This is a genomic window from Lactococcus sp. SK2-659 (assembly GCF_020218185.2).
GTDB classification, from domain to species: Bacteria; Bacillota; Bacilli; order Lactobacillales; family Streptococcaceae; genus Lactococcus; species Lactococcus lactis.
In genome coordinates this window covers 405304-423587 of record NZ_JAIWQZ020000002.1, presented here as the reverse complement: position 1 = coordinate 423587, position 18284 = coordinate 405304, and the positions used below count along the sequence as shown (strand labels likewise).

General features: G+C 33.8%; 19 protein-coding genes and 1 riboswitch. Of the genes, 4 read left to right on the top strand and 15 right to left on the bottom strand.

Annotated elements, in window-relative coordinates; translation table 11 throughout:
- Window position 1 precedes the first annotated feature (1 nt).
- The 12 genes from LDP15_RS09255 to LDP15_RS09200 form a co-directional block, all read right to left on the bottom strand.
- Window positions 2-952, bottom strand: a complete 951-nt coding sequence (locus tag LDP15_RS09255) for an iron ABC transporter permease (RefSeq protein ID WP_010905286.1) — start codon at window positions 950-952, stop codon at window positions 2-4.
- Window positions 945-1724, bottom strand: coding sequence for an ABC transporter ATP-binding protein (locus LDP15_RS09250; protein ID WP_225513388.1), 780 nt, complete (start codon window positions 1722-1724; stop codon window positions 945-947). The genes LDP15_RS09255 and LDP15_RS09250 overlap by 8 nt, the downstream gene beginning before the upstream one ends.
- Entirely contained in the window at window positions 1648-1941 is a 294-nt protein-coding gene (locus tag LDP15_RS09245) for a helix-turn-helix transcriptional regulator (protein WP_010905285.1), read from the bottom strand. The genes LDP15_RS09250 and LDP15_RS09245 overlap by 77 nt, the downstream gene beginning before the upstream one ends.
- Before the next feature lie 162 nt (window positions 1942-2103).
- Window positions 2104-2925, bottom strand: coding sequence for an energy-coupling factor transporter transmembrane protein EcfT (locus LDP15_RS09240; RefSeq protein WP_015425795.1), 822 nt, complete (start codon window positions 2923-2925; stop codon window positions 2104-2106).
- A complete protein-coding gene (locus tag LDP15_RS09235) occupies window positions 2918-4615 on the bottom strand; it encodes an ABC transporter ATP-binding protein (RefSeq protein WP_015425794.1) in 1698 nt (565 codons plus the stop codon). Before LDP15_RS09235 ends, LDP15_RS09240 begins: the two co-directional genes overlap by 8 nt.
- Before the next feature lie 108 nt (window positions 4616-4723).
- Window positions 4724-5272, bottom strand: coding sequence for an ECF-type riboflavin transporter substrate-binding protein (locus LDP15_RS09230; RefSeq protein ID WP_015425793.1), 549 nt, complete (start codon window positions 5270-5272; stop codon window positions 4724-4726).
- Window positions 5273-5319: 47 nt separating this feature from the next.
- Window positions 5320-6015: a methionine ABC transporter permease gene (locus LDP15_RS09225; protein WP_003131669.1), complete on the bottom strand. Its 696-nt coding sequence runs from the start codon at window positions 6013-6015 to the stop codon at window positions 5320-5322.
- Entirely contained in the window at window positions 6015-7121 is a 1107-nt protein-coding gene (locus LDP15_RS09220) for a methionine ABC transporter ATP-binding protein (protein ID WP_015425792.1), read from the bottom strand. The genes LDP15_RS09225 and LDP15_RS09220 overlap by 1 nt, the downstream gene beginning before the upstream one ends.
- 103 nt (window positions 7122-7224) lie before the next feature.
- On the bottom strand, window positions 7225-8085 hold the full coding sequence (locus tag LDP15_RS09215; protein WP_015425791.1) for a MetQ/NlpA family ABC transporter substrate-binding protein: 861 nt from the start codon (window positions 8083-8085) through the stop codon (window positions 7225-7227).
- Window positions 8086-8103: 18 nt separating this feature from the next.
- Window positions 8104-8964: a MetQ/NlpA family ABC transporter substrate-binding protein gene (locus LDP15_RS09210; protein ID WP_042230056.1), complete on the bottom strand. Its 861-nt coding sequence runs from the start codon at window positions 8962-8964 to the stop codon at window positions 8104-8106.
- A gap of 116 nt (window positions 8965-9080) precedes the next feature.
- Window positions 9081-9941, bottom strand: a complete 861-nt coding sequence (locus LDP15_RS09205; RefSeq protein ID WP_015425789.1) for a MetQ/NlpA family ABC transporter substrate-binding protein — start codon at window positions 9939-9941, stop codon at window positions 9081-9083.
- Between the two features lie 143 nt (window positions 9942-10084).
- The gene (locus LDP15_RS09200) at window positions 10085-10945 is read right to left on the bottom strand and encodes a MetQ/NlpA family ABC transporter substrate-binding protein (protein WP_010905280.1); all 861 of its coding nucleotides are present in this window, start codon (window positions 10943-10945) and stop codon (window positions 10085-10087) included.
- Window positions 10946-11526: 581 nt separating this feature from the next.
- Window positions 11527-11626, top strand: a riboswitch (TPP riboswitch).
- Between the two features lie 46 nt (window positions 11627-11672).
- On the opposite strand from LDP15_RS09200, the gene thiT reads away from it, so the two are divergent.
- The 4 genes from thiT (at window position 11673) to LDP15_RS09180 (ending at window position 13829) form a co-directional block, all read left to right on the top strand.
- Window positions 11673-12221, top strand: a complete 549-nt coding sequence (gene thiT, locus LDP15_RS09195) for an energy-coupled thiamine transporter ThiT (protein WP_015425788.1) — start codon at window positions 11673-11675, stop codon at window positions 12219-12221.
- Between the two features lie 92 nt (window positions 12222-12313).
- Complete coding sequence (locus LDP15_RS09190) at window positions 12314-12790, top strand: aminoacyl-tRNA deacylase (RefSeq protein WP_015425787.1); 477 nt, start codon at window positions 12314-12316, stop codon at window positions 12788-12790.
- Between the two features lie 110 nt (window positions 12791-12900).
- A complete protein-coding gene (locus LDP15_RS09185; RefSeq protein ID WP_003131681.1) occupies window positions 12901-13449 on the top strand; it encodes a biotin transporter BioY in 549 nt (182 codons plus the stop codon).
- Window positions 13450-13472: 23 nt separating this feature from the next.
- Window positions 13473-13829: a DUF3397 domain-containing protein gene (locus tag LDP15_RS09180; protein ID WP_015425786.1), complete on the top strand. Its 357-nt coding sequence runs from the start codon at window positions 13473-13475 to the stop codon at window positions 13827-13829.
- A gap of 30 nt (window positions 13830-13859) precedes the next feature.
- Here the strand turns inward: LDP15_RS09180 and LDP15_RS09175 are convergent, their stop codons facing one another.
- From LDP15_RS09175 to LDP15_RS09165, 3 genes are all read right to left on the bottom strand, one after another.
- Window positions 13860-15572, bottom strand: a complete 1713-nt coding sequence (locus LDP15_RS09175; protein WP_225513387.1) for an ABC transporter ATP-binding protein — start codon at window positions 15570-15572, stop codon at window positions 13860-13862.
- A gap of 107 nt (window positions 15573-15679) precedes the next feature.
- Complete coding sequence (locus LDP15_RS09170; RefSeq protein ID WP_015425784.1) at window positions 15680-16993, bottom strand: hypothetical protein; 1314 nt, start codon at window positions 16991-16993, stop codon at window positions 15680-15682.
- Window positions 16977-18278 carry an MATE family efflux transporter gene (locus LDP15_RS09165; RefSeq protein WP_015425783.1) on the bottom strand — a complete coding sequence of 434 codons (1302 nt, stop codon included), beginning with the start codon at window positions 18276-18278 and terminating at the stop codon, window positions 16977-16979. Before LDP15_RS09165 ends, LDP15_RS09170 begins: the two co-directional genes overlap by 17 nt.
- Window positions 18279-18284: the final 6 nt, after the last annotated feature.

Genomic DNA, 18284 nt, shown 5'->3' with positions numbered 1-18284 from the left:
TTTATTTTGCCTCCTTTGTAATAACCCAAAGAAAGAAGGGAGCACCTAGAAGCATGGTTAGACTTCCTGCTGGAAATTCGTAAGGTTTAAATAAATTTCTGGCTATCAAATCAGCTAAAACAAGCAATAACATTCCTGTCAGTACTGACAGAATTACATTTTGCCAAAAATTAGCTCTGACAAGCTTCTTGGCAATATGTGGAGCGATCAAACCGACAAAGCTGACCACCCCAACCGAGGCAACAGTTACACCAGAAGCCAGCGCAACTAAAAACATAATGACTAAACGAACAAAATTGACAGAAATCCCAAAAGATTGAGCAAGCTCATCACCAAAATTCAATAAATAAATTTGTTTTGAAAATAAAAGCAAGAGGATAAGAAAAATAAGACTTACTACTGCCATCAAAAGAACTTTAGTATTAGTTATCCCTGAAAAAGAACCCACAATCCAGCGAAAATAAGCCTGTGTATCGTGGCTGGCAAAAGTTAAGGAGCTGGCTAAACTAGTTGCAAAAAGTCCAACTGACGTTCCAACTAGTACAACTTTTAATGGCTGAAAATGCGTTCTGGCAGTCAAAAGCATGACGACGGCTAAAGCAATAAATGCTCCTAGTGATGAAACTAGAACTGAAATCCCATCATTTGTTGACCAACCCAAAGTTAAAATGAGTGATAAAGCCAAGCTCGAACCGCCAGAAATCCCTAAAGTTGCCATTTCGGCAATTGGGTTTCTAGTCATAATTTGAACAATAAATCCACTGACGGATAAGAGAAATCCTGTGAGATAAAGACTTATTAATCTTGGAAATCTTAATTGTAAGACCATTTTATTTACTAAAATTTCTGTCAGAGGAACATTTTTATTTCCAAGCATCAGGTATATTACTGACAAAAAAAGTAAAGAAAAAACTAGGGCAAAAAAGATTGTCAGAAAATGTTTTTTAGGCATCTTTCACCCCAGTAATCATTAATTTTTTGGTAAAGGTATCACATCCTAAAGTGACATCTAATCCAAAGCATTCTTTCAACGTTTTTTGAGTAAATAACTCATCAACAGTTCCTTCTTCAACCACTTCTCCGTCTTTAACAAGGACTAGATTGTCAGCAAAACGAGCGGCATAATTTAAATCGTGAATGACGTAAACAATGGTTTTATTTCTCTTTGTCGCCAAATCTTTTAATAAACATAAAATATCTAACTGATGAGCTAAATCTAGATAAGTCGTTGGTTCATCTAATAAAATAATCTCACTATCTTGAGCTAAAATCATCGTGATAAAAACTCTTTGTTTTTGTCCACCAGAAAGTTCTGATATCTTACTTTCTCGAATGTCCCAAATCTTTGTTTCTCTCATCAATTCTTCTATGAACAAAATATCTTCTTTTGAGAGACGTTGTTGCATTAATTTTTGATGTGGGAAACGTCCTAAACTGACAAGTTCATAGACTGTAATATCAGCTGGGGCAGTAATTGATTGAGGCAAGAGCGCTAAAATTCTAGCAATTTCACGATTAGAATGTTGACTTAAAGGTTGATTATCAAAGATAACCTGTCCATCCGATTTAATTAAACGTCCAAGTGCCTTTAAAATCGTTGATTTCCCAGAACCATTGACTCCAATAATAGCTGTCGTTTTTCCTTTTTCAATCGACAGCGTTACGTTTTTCAATACCTGCTCTTTTCCATAAGACACATTGATATTTTTCGCACCAAAATACATCGTTTTCTTTCCTTTTCACAACGGTTGGTTGATAGTTAAAAAGCTCATCAACGGTTGTCCCTAGGGTTTCTGCAAGTTTGAAAGCAAGCGTTAACTCTGGGTCGTATTTGTCATTCTCAATCGCATTAATCGTCTGACGCGAGACGTGAGCGATATGTGCGACATCCTCTTGTGAAAGATGAGATAATCGGCGCAATTCACGTATTTTATTTTCCATGTTTTTCCCTTCTAATTCTTTTGGAAGTTCTTTTTTAAGATTTAATTCAAATTTTATTATCTTTTGCAAACAATTGGCTTGTCAAAAGTTTTTTACAAGTCCTATTATGCCATTTTCCACCCATTTTTGCAAGATAAGAAAAAAGCAGAAAACCTGCTTTTCTTAATGAAATGGATTAAAAAACCGGCCCTGATTTACAAAGAAGAGAAGAATAACAATCGCCACTCCTAAAAGCGCAAGCAAGATAACCAAGTAATCTTTAACATTCAAAGGTTGATAAGAATACCAACTTCTTTTCTTCTTTTTACCAAATCGTCTCAACTCCATAGCTGTGGAAATAGTATCAATTTGTTCTAAACTGGAAAAAATTAAAGGGAGTAACAATTGAACATTTAATTTTATTCGCGCAAAAAGGCCTACTTTTTTTGATAAATCCATCCCTCTGGCCTGTCCAGCATTACGGATTGCTAAAAATTTTTCTTGCATATCAGGAATATAGCGCAGCGCTAAGGAAACCGAATAGGAGGAACGATAAGGCAGACCAATTTTATTTAAACTACTGGCAAATTGGCTCGGATTAGTAGTTAAGATAAAGAGTAAAGCGAGCGGAATGGTTGAAAAATACTTCAAGACGAGATTAAAAAGGTAAAAAAGTTCTTCTAAAGTAAGAGGTCCCCAAAGGATTGTTTTTGAATCATAAAGTCGCGCGCCATATCCAGGGTCAAAAATAAATACAAAAAGCAGATTTAAAAGCGCAAAAATTACTGCAAATTGGGCAACCCTTTTTACTGATGAAAAAGGAATTTTAGAAAAATAAAATAAAACTACCGAAAATAAAGCAACAAAAGCCAAATATCTCGTATCATAAGTCACCATACTGCTGATAGAAATTAATAGAAAGAAAAGGAGTTTTGCTGTTGCATTCAGTTGGTAAATAAAAGAATTTCCAGCTTGATAGCCTAGAACACTAAGTTGATTATTCATGCTTTAATCTCTCCTGATTCTGAAAATTGATGAAAGCTTTTGTCAGTAAAACGGGATTGATATCTGTTTGTCTGGCAAGTTGATAAAGGCTTGGTTGACTTAAATTTCCCATTTTTACAAAAGCTTCATTTTCTAAAATTTGATAAGGACTGCTGTCAGCAATAATTTTCCCGTCAGCAAAAACAAGGGTCCGGTCACTATACTCTGTAATTAAATACATATCGTGTGTAATCATAATCATTGTTAAATGAAGACGGCGGTTAAGTTCGTCAAGAAACTCCATAATTTCCCGATAAGATTGTAAATCCTGAGCAGCTGTTGGCTCGTCAAGGATTAAAATTTCAGGTTCTAGTATTAAAATACTAGCAATCGTCACTCTTTTTTTCTGACCATAACTCAAAGAAGAAATTGGCCAATTTCTAAAAGGATAAAGCCCACAAACTTTCAAGATTTCTTCAACTTTATCTTGAATCATTTTTTCATCAACATAACGGAGTCGTAAACCAGCTGCCACCTCATCACTGACAATATTTTGCGAAATCATCAGATTTGGATTTTGCATAATATAACCAATTTTTGCTGCGCGTTCAGAAATAGAATCAGCAATAATCGATTGCCCTCGGTATAAAATTTCGCCACTCGCCTCAACAAAATGACAGAGCGCATTGGCAAAGGTTGACTTGCCAACTCCATTTTTCCCGACAATTGAAATTTTTTCTCCTTCTTGAATTTCTAAATTAATACCTTTTAGAACTTCATGTTGAGCAAAATTTACTGATAAATTTTTTACTGACAGAATATTATTTTTGCTGACAGCCTTGTCAGTAAATTTATAAGTGTCTAAAAAATCTGTCAGTAAATTTTTTGCTGACCGAACTTCCAAACTTTTTAGGTCAGAAAAATCTGTCAGTAATTTTGTAGCATTTGCAGCTTTTAATGCTGAGAGATAGAGGGGCTCGCGTAATGAATTTTCATTAAAAATTTCTGTTTTTAATAATTCAGCAGGACTTCCAGTTGCAACAATTTCGCCGTCGTTAACCACGACAATTTTATCAATGCCTAGCGGTAAAACTTCTTCGATTCGGTGTTCGATGATAATCGTAGTGACTTCATTATTTTCATGAATATCCTTAATCAAAGCCATTGTTTCTAAGCAAGTTTGCGGGTCCAAATTGGCTAAAGGTTCATCAAAAAGCAAAATTGGCGATTCATCAATCAAAACACCAGCTAAAGAAACCCGCTGCTTTTGTCCTCCCGACAAATCTTGGGGGCGATGATTCAAGAGTTTCTTTGTTTCTGTTTTGTCTGACCAATAGGCCACTTTACTGACCAGTTCATCATGAATCAGACCATCATTTTCCAAAGCAAAAGCAATATCCTCAGCAACGCTCAAACCAATAAACTGTCCATCAGTATCTTGTAAAATCGTCGACACCTTTTCAGATAATTCAGCAATTGAAGTCCCAAAGGGCAAACCAGCAATTGAGAGTTCCCCACTTGCTTCTCCTTTATGTAAATGAGGCAAAATCCCATTAAGACAAGATCCAATCGTTGATTTACCTGAACCAGAAGGACCGACAATCAGTACTTTTTCCCCAGGAAATATTTCCAAATTAATCTTTTTTAAAGTTGGATTTTTTTGTAAATCATATTTAAATGTAAAATCTTTGAACGAAATTAAGGCTTCCATTTTTATCCTTCTTTTTAGAGATACTTTATTTTTTGTGCTTTATTAAACCGATACAAGCGTAAAAGCAGCAAATATTTGCTGCTTTTATTTTAGCATATCTGGAGCTTTTTATTCTTTATCGAGTGAGCCAGATTTGGTTCTGGTAGCAGCATAGAGTTTGAGTAGTAAAGTTCCTGCTACGGCAATAGTCAATGCATTTACTAAACCAGCAACAATTCCTTGTGTGAAGACCTTATTTGCCGGTTCACTATAAACTAAAACATCCCCAATTGGCGCAATAATTCCCCAAACTACGACATTGGCTAAAAATTGAACAAGATTAAAACGAATGATTTCTTTATTTCCAAAAATTCCTTGAGTCAAAGTTTCTCTTTTAACTCCAAAAGCTAGAAATAAGCCCATCAAACCTGAGCCTAAAACCCAAGTCCACCAAGGCGCACCATAGAGAAATGAATCTTTAAGGGCATGACCAATAAATCCGATCAAGAAACCAGCTAAAGGGCCAAATAAGGCTGAAAATAGGGCAAGGACCGCATATTGCAATTGAATACTAGTATTTGGAATTGGTGTAGGAATATTAATTAGCCAACCAATAATCACAAACAAAGCAGCCCCAATCCCAGTGGCAACAACAATTTTTACAGAGTTATTTTTCATTGTTTCTCCTTTTTATAAAATATTTTTATCTAAAATTATTTGATAAATTATCGATGTGAAACCCGTCTAGCTAAGAAATCCCCAACAAGCTGAACCAATAAAACAAAAATCAAGATTAAAATGGTTGCAAACCAAGTCACATCATTGGCAAAGCGATTATATCCATAAGAAATGGCCGTATTTCCTAGTCCACCAGCTCCAATCGCACCAGCCATTGCAGTCAAACCAATCAAGGAAATTAAAGTAACGGTTGAAACACGAATTAAACTAGCTAATTCTTCACGAAGATAGACCGTGAAAACAATATCGAGAAAATCAGCTCCCACCGTTTGAGCTGCTTCAACTTTTCCATGGTCAACAGACTCAAGCGAAGCTTGAACTTGTCTGGCATAAAAAGGAGCCACTCCTAGAGCCAATGGAACTAAAGCCGCAGTAACACCAATCTGCGTCCCCACCAAAATTTTAGTCAAGGGAGCAATTGCTGCTAATAAGATAATAAAGGGAAAAGCCCGTCCGATAGAAACAATTTTATCTAAAATCCAAAATAATGGTCGATTAGGTGTAATCCCATCTTCAGCAGTCACCACAACACCAATTCCAAATATCAATCCCAATAAACCACCAATAAGTGCTGAAATAAATGTCATATAAAGCGTTTGAACAATTGCTGTCCACCAACCCGTCTCACCTGTCCATCCTAAATAAACCACATTAGGAAATGTATGTGCAAACCATTCTGCCATTAGTCTACCGTCCTTTCAATTTTACCTAAAACTTCAAATTTTAAATGTCTTTCAACAAAATATGCCTTTGCGGCAGCCCGATGTTCACTTGAACCTTTTAAGGTCAAAACTAATGAACCAAAAGGTTGTCCTTGAAGTAACTCAACATTACCATAGAAAATGTTGGTTGTTACATCAAATTTTTTCGTAATATCAGAAACCACAGGGTCTTCAAGCTCTGAACCTGAATAATCTAAGTGAATTAATTCTTCGTCATCTGCTAATTGTGCCAGAAGTTCTGTTCTAGAAAGACTGGCAATAAAACGATTGACCGAACTTGTTGTTTCAATAAATTGTTTCGTCAAAGCTTCTTTAGGTTGTGCAAAAATATCAATTAATGAATTTTGTTCAATGATTTCACCATTTTGCATAACAGCTACTTTATTAGCAATTTCCTTAACCACTTGCATCTCATGTGTAATTAAAACAACTGTGATTCCTAATTTTTCATGAAGAGATTTAAGTAAATCTAAGATTTGATTGGTTGTTTTTGGATCAAGTGCTGATGTTCCTTCATCTGAAATCAAAATCTCAGGGTCATTAGCAAGCGCACGCGCAATAGCAACCCGCTGTTTTTGTCCTCCAGAAAGCTGAGCTGGATACTTATCAGAAAGCTCTTCTAAATCAACCAATTTTAATAATTCGGTCACTTTATCCGTTTTTTCTTTTTTTGTAAGATAACGTTTTTTTCCGTTTTCATCTTCGATTTGGCTATGCTGTAAAGCAAAAGCCACGTTATTAAAAACGGTTTTTTCACTTAAAAGATTAAAATGTTGAAAAATCATCCCAATCTTTTGACGAAACTCACGTAATTTCGCGCCAGTAAATTTTACAGGATTTTCACTATCAAAAATCTTCTCACCATTAATCACAATTTGACCTTTGGTCGGTTTTTGAAGGAGATTAATGGTTCTGACCAAAGTTGATTTACCAGCCCCAGAATAACCAATTACTCCATAAATATCCCCTTTTTCAATGTGTAAAGTAGCATCTTTTACTGCTGTGACTAATCGTCCTTTCTGATGAAATTGTACAGAAAGATTATTTAATTCAATAATTGCTGTCATATTGTTTTCCTTTATCTTTTTTCATTCTCTGTCAGTACTGACAAAGTTATTTTCTCTTTTGTCAGTACTGACAGAAAATCTCGTCTCTGACGAGTTTTCTTAGTTACAATTTTAAATTCCAAGCGGGGAGTTCTCCACCATCTGGATATTCTTTTTTAATGGTATCAGCGATATTTTTTTGCTCATAAGCTTTGACCACTTCTTTATAAACTTTATTATTTTTATCAGACTGATTTGCCGCAATAAAATTAATCCATTGAGCTGAATCTTCATTTAAAGGTTCTTGATAAATTGATTCTTTCTCCGAAATTTTTGCTGAAATAGCAAAATTATAATTAATGACTGCTGCAGCAACAGAATCAAGCGCACGTGGGGTTTGACTTGCATCAATTTCTTTGATAATTAAGCCTTTCGGATTATCTCTGATATCTTTAACCGTTGCTAATGCTCCTCTAGAAGTATCAAGTTTAATGAGTCCTGCATTTTTTAAAACATAAAGGGCGCGGCTTTCATTGGTAACATCATTTGGGATAGCAATCGTACTTTTATCAGGAATTTCCGTCACATTTTTATACTTTGTCGAATACAAATGAATCGGCGTAATAATTGTATCACCAATTGATATGATATTTCCATTATTAGCTTTATTCCATGATTTCAAGTAAGCGTAATGTTGAAAGGCATTGAGGTCCACTTCATGGTTAGTCAAAGCTTTATTGGGCTGATCTCCATCAGTAAAATTGACAAATTTTAAAGTAATCCCAAATTGGTCTTTAGCATTTTTTTGAACTTGTTTCCAAATGGCATCTTCTTGTTTCCCACCAGGCATCAGACCTATTTTTACGATTTTACTGACAGAAGTAGATTTGCTTTTTCCTTGCCTTAAAGTAAAAGTAATTAGTCCCACGATAATAACCAGCAAAAGCAAGCTTCCAAAAAGAATTTTTCGATTTCTTGGATTCATAAATAAATCCTTTCATTTTCAAAGTTTCAAGTTCCAAGCTGGCAATTCTCCGCCATCTGGATATTGTTCTTTGATTGCTTTTTCTGTCGCTTTTGAAGCATAAGCCTTGGCAACTTCTTTGTAAACTTTATTATTTTTTTCTTTACTTGTCACAGCAATAAAGTTAATGTATTGAGCAGAAGTTTTGTTGAGAGGTTCCATATAGACAGATTCAGAATTTGGTAAGCTAGCTGCGGTTGCATAGTTATAGTTAACCACCGAAATGGAAACAGAATCAAGCGCACGTGGTGTTTGACTTGCATCCACTTCTTTGAATTTCAATTGATGCGGATTTTCTGTGATATCTGGCAAACCAACTAATTTGCTAGAATCACTTGTTGTCAATTTAATCAAACCTGCACTTTGGAGCACGAACAATGCCCGACTTTCATTTGAAGCATCGTTTGGTATTGCAACGGTTGACCCTTCTTTTAAATCTGACAATTTGCTGACTTCTTTTGAATAAATGTGCATTGGTGTAATATAAGTATTTCCTACTGCCACAATATCACTCTTATGTGCTTTATTCCAAGTTTTCACATAATTATAAGATTGAAAGGCATTGACATCAATATCTCCCGAAAGAAGTGCTTCATTAGGTTGATTATAATCAGAAAAATAAACAAATTTTAGCTTTAAATCATATTTTTCTTTGGCGGTTTTAGCTACTGATTTCCAAACCTCTTGGTCTTGCTTGTCCCCACTCATGATTCCAACCTTAACTATTTTTTGAGTGGTTGATTTTTTACTTGCTTGATGATTTAAACTAAAGAAAGCAACCAAAGCAACAACGATAATCACTGCGAGTGCAACAATAATATTTCTATTTTTCGGATTCAAATTTTTCCCCAAATTCTACTGAATACTTATAAAATATTCTATTTCACAAGTGTTCAGACCTTCTTTGAACGATAAGCCTCTCAATGAAGAGAGACTTATTTGAGTATTAAAAACAATTATTTTAATTTCAAGCCCCAAGCAGGGATTGTACTCTTGTCCGGATAAGCTTTAGCAATAGTTTTTTTGGTTGCTTCTGTTTCATAAGCTTTGACAACATCTTTATAAACAGTGTTGTTTTCGTCTTTTTTATTAGTAACAATAATATTAATCCATTGTTGGCTATCTTTATTAACTGGTTCTGTAAAAATGGCATCAGATTTCTTTAAACCAGCAGTAACGGCATAATTATTATTGATAACCGCAGCATCAACAGAATCCAAAGCACGCGCAGTTTGTGAAGCATCCAGTTCTTTAATGACCAAATTTTTTGGATTTGATGTAATATCTTTGACTGTCGCCAGTGTTTGACCAGAAACATCCAATTTAATCAAGCCCGCAGATTTCAAGACATAAAGGGCACGACTTTCGTTAGAAGCATCATTTGGTACCGCAATGGTTCCACCCTCTTTGATATCTGAAATATTTTTGAGCTGTTTTGAGTAAACACTGATTGGCGAAATCACTGTATCCCCAATCGCCACTAAATTGCCATTATTTGCTTTATTCCATGCTTTTAAGAAAGCATAATGTTGAAAGGCATTTAAGTCAATATCGCCATTTTTCAATGCTGTATTTGGCTGAGTATAATCCGTAAAGTGTGTGAATTTCAAAGTAATTCCATATTTATCTTTAGCAGTTTTAGATACCGTTTGCCAAATGCTGTCATCTTCTTTTGTTCCTGTCATTATCCCAATTTTCACTGTTTTATTTACCGTTTTATTTGCTTGAGATTTTTGACCAAAGCCGATAAATGCAGCAATAGCTACAATAACAACAACAATTATTCCAATAATTATATTACGATTTCTAGGATTCATAATCTTCTCCAATTTCTACTGACCAAACCGTTCGTAATCAGTTTGAGTCTTCTGTCAGTAAAATTTATTAGCCCTAAGGCAGAAATTTCTAAAGTAGAAATTTCCAAAGTTTTCACCTAACCGTTACTTTTTAACGAAATTACTTAGTCGAGTTTCAATCCCCAAGCAGCAATTTTTCTCTTATCAGGATAAGCTTTCTCAATTGCTTTTTTCGTTGCTTCAGTTTGGTAGGCTTTGACAACTTCTTTATAAATTTTGTTATTAGCATCTTTTTTATTTGCAACGATAATATTAATCCACTGCTCGCTATCTTTGTTTACAGGTTCAGTATAAATAGACTCTTCAACCGTTAATTTTGCTGTTGTTGCAAAATCGTCATTAATTACTGCCGCTGTAATTGAATCAAGCGCACGCGGTGTTTGTGCCGCATCTAATTCTTTAATGACCAAATTTTTTGGATTTGAATTAATATCTTTGACCGTCGCAAGTGTGTCACCTGATACAGAAAGGCCAATCAAACCAGCATTCTTCAAGACATAAAGTGCGCGACTTTCATTTGAAGCGTCATTAGGTACTGCAATTGTATCTCCTGATTTAATTTGGCTCAATGAAGTAATTTTTTTAGAATAAAGACGAATTGGTGAAATTGTTGTATTACCAATTGCTTTCAAATCACCGTCATTAGCTTTATTCCAAGCATTCAAGAAAGCATAATGTTGGAAGGCATTCAAATCAATATCGCCGTTTTTCAAAGCTGTATTTGGTTGTGTATAATCTGTAAAATGAGTGAATTTTAAAGTAATTCCATATTTATCTTTAGCTGTTTTAGAAACAGTTGACCAAATGGCATCATCTTCTTTTGTTCCTGTCATTATTCCAATATTCACAGTTTTATTTGCCGTTTTACTTTCACCAGATTTATGATTAAAACCGAAAAATGCAGCGATAGCAACAATTACAACAACAATAACGACAATTAAAATATTTCTGTTTCTTGGATTCATTTCTTCTCCCTTTTTTCTAATTGATTTATTTTTCAAAATCAATTATTCCCCTTTTGATAAACTTTTACATCTATTAGAAAAATTAACCGTGCACCTGTTAATTTTTCTAAAACTAAACAAATTCTTCAAGATAAAGCGCTCATGCTAAATAAAAATAGCTCATTTCATATAAAGAAACGAGCTATATCGTGGTACCATTCTTGATTTAAGCACTTTTTAGTTCACTGAAAATTTTCAGATCCCAAAGGCAACTTTCAAGTTCAATAACGAGAACCATTCCGTCAAGAGCTTAGTTAAACCTCACTCTTGCTACGCTTATCAAGCCATTTTCATTGCTTCACTCAGGCTTGCTCTCACCGCTACAAGCTCTCTGTGCTGACCTTCACAATTACTTACTCGACCGCTTTTATTTTGTCCGAATTTGTGTATAGACTTATTCTAACAGACTTTCGTTTTTTTTGAATTATTGATTTTTTATGTTGCCTTAAATATTTTTTAAGTTTAATTTATAAAATAGATTAACAATCTTAAAAAAATGCTTTTCAACTTAAAATATGCTAAACTTAAAGAGTAAAAATAAATATTTGCACAATGGGTCTATTGACAAAACTGTCAGTAGCGAGAAATACCATCTGACCTGATCTGGGTAATGCCAGCGTAGGAATGTGTTAAGACAAATGTCTAATTTCTAACCCTCCTTTTGTGCGCATCAAAAAGGAGTTTTTTTATGTCTAATTCTAAGTTCAATGTCCGTTTGTTAACGGAAATTGCCTTCATGGCGGCACTCGCCTTCATCATCAGCCTTATTCCAAATACTGTTTATGGCTGGATTATTGTTGAAATCGCCTGTATCCCAATTCTTATTCTCAGTTTTCGTCGCGGCCTAACAGCTGGACTTGTCGGTGGATTAATCTGGGGAATTCTGTCAATGATTACTGGACACGCTTATATTTTAACCTTGTCTCAAGCCTTCCTTGAATATCTCATCGCCCCTGTTTCACTTGGAATTGCTGGACTTTTCCGCCAAAAAGCAGCCCCTCTAAAACTTGCACCAGTTCTTTTGGGAACTTTTGTTGCTGTTCTTCTTAAATACTTCTTCCATTTTATTGCCGGAATCATTTTCTGGAGCCAATACGCTTGGAAAGGCTGGGGAGCCGTGGCTTATTCTCTTGCTGTCAATGGAATCAGTGCAATTTTGACTGCTATTGCTGCATTTGTTATTTTGATCATTTTCGTCAAAAAATTCCCTAAACTTTTCATTTATAGCAATTACTAATAAAATCTGTCAGTAACTTTTACAAAAAAATAAATCTGTCATTAAAATTATTTTATCTTGTCAGTCAGCACAAATTCTTCTATAATAAAGCTATGTCTAAAAAGCAAAAATTAAAGAAAACACTTGTAGAACAAATTCTTGATAAGGCAAAAATTGAGCATACTGGACTTGCTATTAACGCTTTAGAAAGTAATAGCCTCCCTGAGGATATCAGTCGCAGTGATATTTATAAAACACTAGCACTAATCGGCGATAAAACTGGTCCTGTCATTGGCATTCTTCCACTGACAGAGCATTTATCAGAAAAAAAATTGGCCAAAGTTTCGGGCAATAAAAAAGTAAGCATGATTCCTCAAAAAGACTTGCAAAAAACGACAGGTTATATTCACGGTGCAAATAATCCTGTGGGGATTTGGCAAAATAAAAAATTCCCAATTTTCATTGATTCTATTGCCTTAGAGCACGACTTTATCGTTTGTTCAGCTGGCGAAGTTGGGCGTAGCATAAAAATTGCTCCTAAAGTTCTCGCTGACTTTGTTCATGCTCAATTTGTTGAAATTAGAGAATAAAATTACTGACAGAATTTCTGTCAGTAATTTTTTGTTTATTAGAGCAAGAGTTTGCAAAAATTTTTCTTTTTTAGTATATTTTATTTTATACATAAAACAAAGGATTCTTAATGCAAAATACAAAATTATATTCTTTAACCCTAATTGCTCTTGGTGCAGCAATTATTGCGGTTCTATCTCCTCTGTCTATCCCAATTGGTATTGTACCCGTCACCTTACAAACACTTGCCGTAGGACTTGTTGCCACAGTACTAAAAGCGCGTGAAACTTTTTTTGCTATCTTACTCTATCTCCTGCTAGGATTTATTGGAATTCCCGTATTCACTGGAGGGACATCAGGAATTGCGGTTCTTTTTGGTCCAACAGGTGGTTTTCTAATTGCCTTTTTAATAATGGGAACCCTTATTTCTTTTGGCCTTCATCAAATTAATTATAAGACCATCCCTGCTTTTATCATAAATATTGTAGGACACCTGCTTATGTTAGTTATCGGAACATTGTGGCTCAAATTTTTTACCAATGTCGACTGGTCATTGGCCTTAAAGCTTGGATTCACACCATTTGTCATTGTTGAAATTATTAAAGCTGTCCTTGTTACTATCTTTGGCTTAGCACTTATTCGTGCGCTTTCTCACACAAATAAATACTTTACAAACTAAGGCAAAACCGATACAATTAGTCTATGTTTATAAAAGTACTTATGGCGCTTTATCCCCTTATTGTCTTTATTGCATTGGTTTTCATTTTCAAATTTTTTAGACTTCGTCACTTAACCAATCGCAAACTAAAAATTCCAGATGTTTTTACAATATTTCTCATCTTAGGGATGCAAATTTTTTCTAAAAATGTTACAAGTATCAGCATCATTCCATACTACCTGCTAATCATTTCTGGCTTAGCGCTTGTTTTGTTGTTACTTGATTTGCTTTATTATAAACAATTTACCTATCGTCGCTTTTTAAAACTCTGGTGGCGCTTGACCTTCTTTATTACTTTGATTATTTATCTTATCCTTATTGTGATAACATTTACCCATTAAAAAACTGCCCGATTATAATGAGCAGTTTTTTTATTCAAATTGTTCTCGATACAAAGACGCATAGTTTTCATTTTTTAACAGATTTTCATGAGAATCAAACCCTAAAACCTTGCCTTTATCTAAGTAGATAACTTTATCAGATAATTTGACTGAAGTCATTCGATGAGTAATCCAAATTACTGTTGCTCCAGCAGACAGCTCCATCAATTTTTGATAGAGTTGTTTTTCACTGTGCACATCAAGTGCACTATTAGCCTCATCAAAAAGATACAGTTCCACATTATTTTTATAAAAAGCTCTAGCAATTGCTAACTTCTGCCATTGTCCTCCTGACAAATCAGTTCCACCAAACTCCTTGCCCAATTGAAGTTCTGAATTCAAATCAGGCAATCCTGAAAATTGTAAAACTTCATCAACTCCTGTTTTCTCTTCAAAACTAATAGAATCTCCGACAGAAAATTTAAATCTTGAAAAATCCTGAAATACAGGAGAAATTTTTGCCCAGTAGTCTTCATGCTTTATTTCTCTTAAATCTTCATTATTAATTAAAATCTGACCACTTGTCGGAGTAAATAAATCAGCTAATAATTTCAATAAGGTTGATTTCCCGGAACCATTCTGACCTACAATAGCGATTTTTTCCCCCTTTTTAATCCCAAGAGAAATACTTTTAAGAACTTTTTGATTTTCTTTTGGATAGGCAAAGGATACATTATCTAAACTAATTTGATTGATTTCAGTAATACTTTTATAGCCGGATTCAGTGAATGACTTTCTCATCAATTTAAGATATTTCTCCAACCACATCAAAGTATCATAAAGCAGGTCAGATTCCTCTACTAGGCCATTCGAGGCCGAAATTGCTGCAACCAAACTTGAAGCAAAACCTACGACAATTCCAAGAGATAATTTACCTGAACGAACTTGAAATACAAGATAAATAAAAGCGAACATTGATACAAGTGAACTTATAATAATAAAAATCAAAGCAATTCCAAATTGTCGCATACGTATCCGATTTTCTTCCTTATGTACCGTGTAAAAGAGTTTCCAATACCGTTTCTTCAAAAAATAAAAAACATTGAAAAGACGACTCTCTTTAGCATAATCACGATTTAAGGCAATTTCTAGTAGATAATTCATCTTACGTGCTTCTGGTCGCCTTGTTACCAAAGTTTCAAAAGCCTCCTGTTGAATTCGATAATGAATTAAACTTTGAGGTACTAAAACAATCACGATTGCTAAAGGTAACCACCAAGTATAGTTAAAAAGTAAAATAAGCAAAGAAAGTAAAGAAATAATATAACGAACATTGGAAAGCGTGAAAACAATTAAATTTACTGGTCGCCAAGAAAGTTCACTCCTAACTGTTTCCACATCATTATAGAATTCATCATTTTCAAAAACTTCCAATGACTTGATTTCACTTGCTTTATCTATTAATTTTTGATTAATGTTTGCAATCAAGACGTCCGTCAAATAACCTGAAATAGCCGTTGTCGCTGGCGGAATAATATTTGAGATCAAAAGCAAAACTGCCCAAAAAATTCCCCAACTCATCGAAAAAACCGAACCTTTAGCCAGTTCGGTTGTTACTTTTTGAATAGAAAAAATAATCCCTGTCGGAACAAGTGCTTCAATCGGAACCAAAATAACAAGCACAAAAGTCCCCCACCTATTCGCTTTAGAAAAAGTTTTCAATCCCTCAAAAAGCAACAAAAAATACGATTTAAATTTTCTCATATTATCTCCACTTTCTTCTAAAAATTCAATAAATATAATTTCCCTTATCCGCTCTATCCACAAAATAAAATCCAACCAATAATACAATCAACATCAAAAAGGCAGAATCAGAATTTTACTATCTTTTTTACTAGTTCTAAGTCTATTGGTCCAAACTTTTTAACAAAATCCTTCTCCTCATTTGACATCTCTACCACTTGTTGAAACCCTGAAATATAACGTACCGTTACCATACTATTTTTCCTTGCTCTTAATAAAAATAATTTAACCATTTCCGAAACTTGAAAATTTTCCATTAAATGTTCAAAAAAACAATTATTTTCATTCTTACTTAATCCTCCCATTGTATTTAGAGTAAAAAGCGCTGTTGTATATCTACGAGCCATTTGCAAATTGTAACTATATTTATGACCTTCTGACTTTTTAGAAAGCAAATATTCTTGATAAAGCGCCCAACCTTCTAAACTTTCCTTAGTAGTAATAAATGGTAGTAATAAGTTAAATTTGTTACTAAAACCACTATCAATATGTTCAAAATGTCCTGGAAATATTTCATGAGCATAAATCAATTCTAATTGATTGGTGTTGATAATTGACTTAGCTACCTTTTGATTCATAATAAATAGATGTTGCTTTTTATTAAAGAAGTATTTTGAAAAGAACCCATAGTCTGGAATGAGAATTTCAAACTCTTTAGAAACAATGCCTAATTTCATAGAACTATTATGCTGTTGAGAATATTTAGTGATATTTTCTTGAAAGAAATCATAACCGTTTTTGCCCGATATTTCGATTTTTCTATCCAATTTCAAATGAGATAGATAAGAAATTAGACTTTTTCTGACACTCTTTGCAGATATATCCTTAAATTCAAGCATAATTTTTTCATCCCTCTCAACTATCGATAGCCTACTTTTATATTTAGATATTTCAGTCAATAGTTCATAGGAGAATTGAGTGATATTTAGAAATGAAATAATTGAGTTTAGTATTCTTATATCACCTCTTTTAAGGGAGTTATATTTTTTAAGTGAGTAAAATAAAGAATCTAAATTTATCATTGCTTCTTTCACTCTTAATATATCCTGCCCAAGAGAAATTCTAAACAAACTCATATACATCGTTTCAAGTATGACATGAGCAGTTACCTCTTTATTCATTTTTTCTTTTAGTGACTTAATAAGATAGAAGACTATTTCACATTCAATTGCCGAAAATTCATTTTTTATTAAACTAATTTCAAATTTATTTATTAATGTTCCAATTTTATTTGAATAATCAAGGTTTTCGGAATCTGAATACTTATCATGAAACCCCACTTCTTGTTGCGCCCAAACGGAAAATGAAGTGCTTCTATTTGTTATCTCAACCCCTTCTAACTCTTTGATTAGTTTTAAAAAAGAATCATTCCAATACTTCATTTGTTCTACCTCTACTTTCCTTAATCAAAAAGAATAGATTCCCAACAATTCTTCCTAAGAAATAACATAAATAGCTAAGCACAAATCCCCAAATTCCAATTTTTAATATTATGCAGAATATAAAAGCTGCCGGAACTTGTAATAACCATGTTGAAAAAACATTGACATACATGTTTTCTTTGTTTCTCTTCTTCGAACGTAGAATTCCAGTCATGATTGTGATTGCTGGAACTAATAGTAACACGAACCATAGTAATCTCATAGGAGAATTAAAAAGTTTAATTAGAGAAATGTTATTTGTAAAAGGGATAATAAAAAGTTGAGGAACTACTATCGCCACCACAGTAAATGGAACAAGAATAATTGCCGATAACTTAAAAGCATTCATGATATACTTCTTTGACTGCATCTCTAATGCATTTCTTACTAATAAAATTTGAACAACTGTACCAATATTGATTGCAAGTGAAAAAATAATTTTAATATAGATACTAGAAATTCTTCCGGCAGCAATATCTAACACACTAATGCGGCTAATAATTATAAACAATACAGAGGTTCCTAAATAATCAAGCAACATATTCACAGCTTCTGGCAAATTTAGTTCATTCAGTTCTGAAATGAGTTTTCTTTCTATTTTTTTTAACTTAATAAAATGCTGAAATTTGACTATCCCATCTTGATTATTTCTCATTAGTAAAAATATTAAACCAATAAACATCGCTAGTGTGTCACTTAATCCTGCTCCAAATACTCCCAAATGAACAATATAAATTAATACTACATCCAAAATAATATCCGTCAGTACGACAACGATAGTATAGTATAAACCAATTTTGGTTTTTTTCTGAATATCATATTCTGTTTTTATACAGATCGAAAGGGGCAATATTAAAAGAGCCGGCAGACGGGCAAAAAAGTAAGTCTGTGCTCCTGCTATGATTGATGGTGTAGAAAACATCCATAATAGTTGTTTTGAAAAGATTAATGATATAAAGATAAAAATAATAGAGATAATATACATCAAAAAGAGGGTTGTTTGAAAATAATCTGTCAACCGATTTTTCCCCTTCTTGACAATTTCTTGTGCTCCCAGAACTTGAAAGCCAATGATTAATGCCCCAACAACTTGAACATAAATAGAATATAGGGAACTACCCGCCGCAGTCGCTCCAAGTTCTTGAATTCCTAGATGCCCTACAATCATCGTGTCAATAAAGGATAAAATAAAATTTATTGCCGTAGATAAAAACATCGGAAATACCATCTTTAGTATTAATTTCATATCCAA

What these genes read in the sequence shown, in the direction of transcription:
- LDP15_RS09255 (WP_010905286.1), bottom strand. Translation starts at nt 952, where the DNA reads ATGCCTAAAAAACATTTTCTGACAATCTTTTTTGCCCTAGTTTTTTCT.
- LDP15_RS09250 (WP_225513388.1), bottom strand. Translation starts at nt 1,724, where the DNA reads ATGTATTTTGGTGCGAAAAATATCAATGTGTCTTATGGAAAAGAGCAG.
- LDP15_RS09245 (WP_010905285.1), bottom strand. Translation starts at nt 1,941, where the DNA reads ATGGAAAATAAAATACGTGAATTGCGCCGATTATCTCATCTTTCACAA.
- LDP15_RS09240 (WP_015425795.1), bottom strand. Translation starts at nt 2,925, where the DNA reads ATGAATAATCAACTTAGTGTTCTAGGCTATCAAGCTGGAAATTCTTTT.
- LDP15_RS09235 (WP_015425794.1), bottom strand. Translation starts at nt 4,615, where the DNA reads ATGGAAGCCTTAATTTCGTTCAAAGATTTTACATTTAAATATGATTTA.
- LDP15_RS09230 (WP_015425793.1), bottom strand. Translation starts at nt 5,272, where the DNA reads ATGAAAAATAACTCTGTAAAAATTGTTGTTGCCACTGGGATTGGGGCT.
- LDP15_RS09225 (WP_003131669.1), bottom strand. Translation starts at nt 6,015, where the DNA reads ATGGCAGAATGGTTTGCACATACATTTCCTAATGTGGTTTATTTAGGA.
- LDP15_RS09220 (WP_015425792.1), bottom strand. Translation starts at nt 7,121, where the DNA reads ATGACAGCAATTATTGAATTAAATAATCTTTCTGTACAATTTCATCAG.
- LDP15_RS09215 (WP_015425791.1), bottom strand. Translation starts at nt 8,085, where the DNA reads ATGAATCCAAGAAATCGAAAAATTCTTTTTGGAAGCTTGCTTTTGCTG.
- LDP15_RS09205 (WP_015425789.1), bottom strand. Translation starts at nt 9,941, where the DNA reads ATGAATCCTAGAAATCGTAATATAATTATTGGAATAATTGTTGTTGTT.
- LDP15_RS09200 (WP_010905280.1), bottom strand. Translation starts at nt 10,945, where the DNA reads ATGAATCCAAGAAACAGAAATATTTTAATTGTCGTTATTGTTGTTGTA.
- thiT (WP_015425788.1), top strand. Translation starts at nt 11,673, where the DNA reads ATGTCTAATTCTAAGTTCAATGTCCGTTTGTTAACGGAAATTGCCTTC.
- LDP15_RS09190 (WP_015425787.1), top strand. Translation starts at nt 12,314, where the DNA reads ATGTCTAAAAAGCAAAAATTAAAGAAAACACTTGTAGAACAAATTCTT.
- LDP15_RS09185 (WP_003131681.1), top strand. Translation starts at nt 12,901, where the DNA reads ATGCAAAATACAAAATTATATTCTTTAACCCTAATTGCTCTTGGTGCA.
- LDP15_RS09180 (WP_015425786.1), top strand. Translation starts at nt 13,473, where the DNA reads ATGTTTATAAAAGTACTTATGGCGCTTTATCCCCTTATTGTCTTTATT.
- LDP15_RS09175 (WP_225513387.1), bottom strand. Translation starts at nt 15,572, where the DNA reads ATGAGAAAATTTAAATCGTATTTTTTGTTGCTTTTTGAGGGATTGAAA.
- LDP15_RS09170 (WP_015425784.1), bottom strand. Translation starts at nt 16,993, where the DNA reads ATGAAGTATTGGAATGATTCTTTTTTAAAACTAATCAAAGAGTTAGAA.
- LDP15_RS09165 (WP_015425783.1), bottom strand. Translation starts at nt 18,278, where the DNA reads ATGAAATTAATACTAAAGATGGTATTTCCGATGTTTTTATCTACGGCA.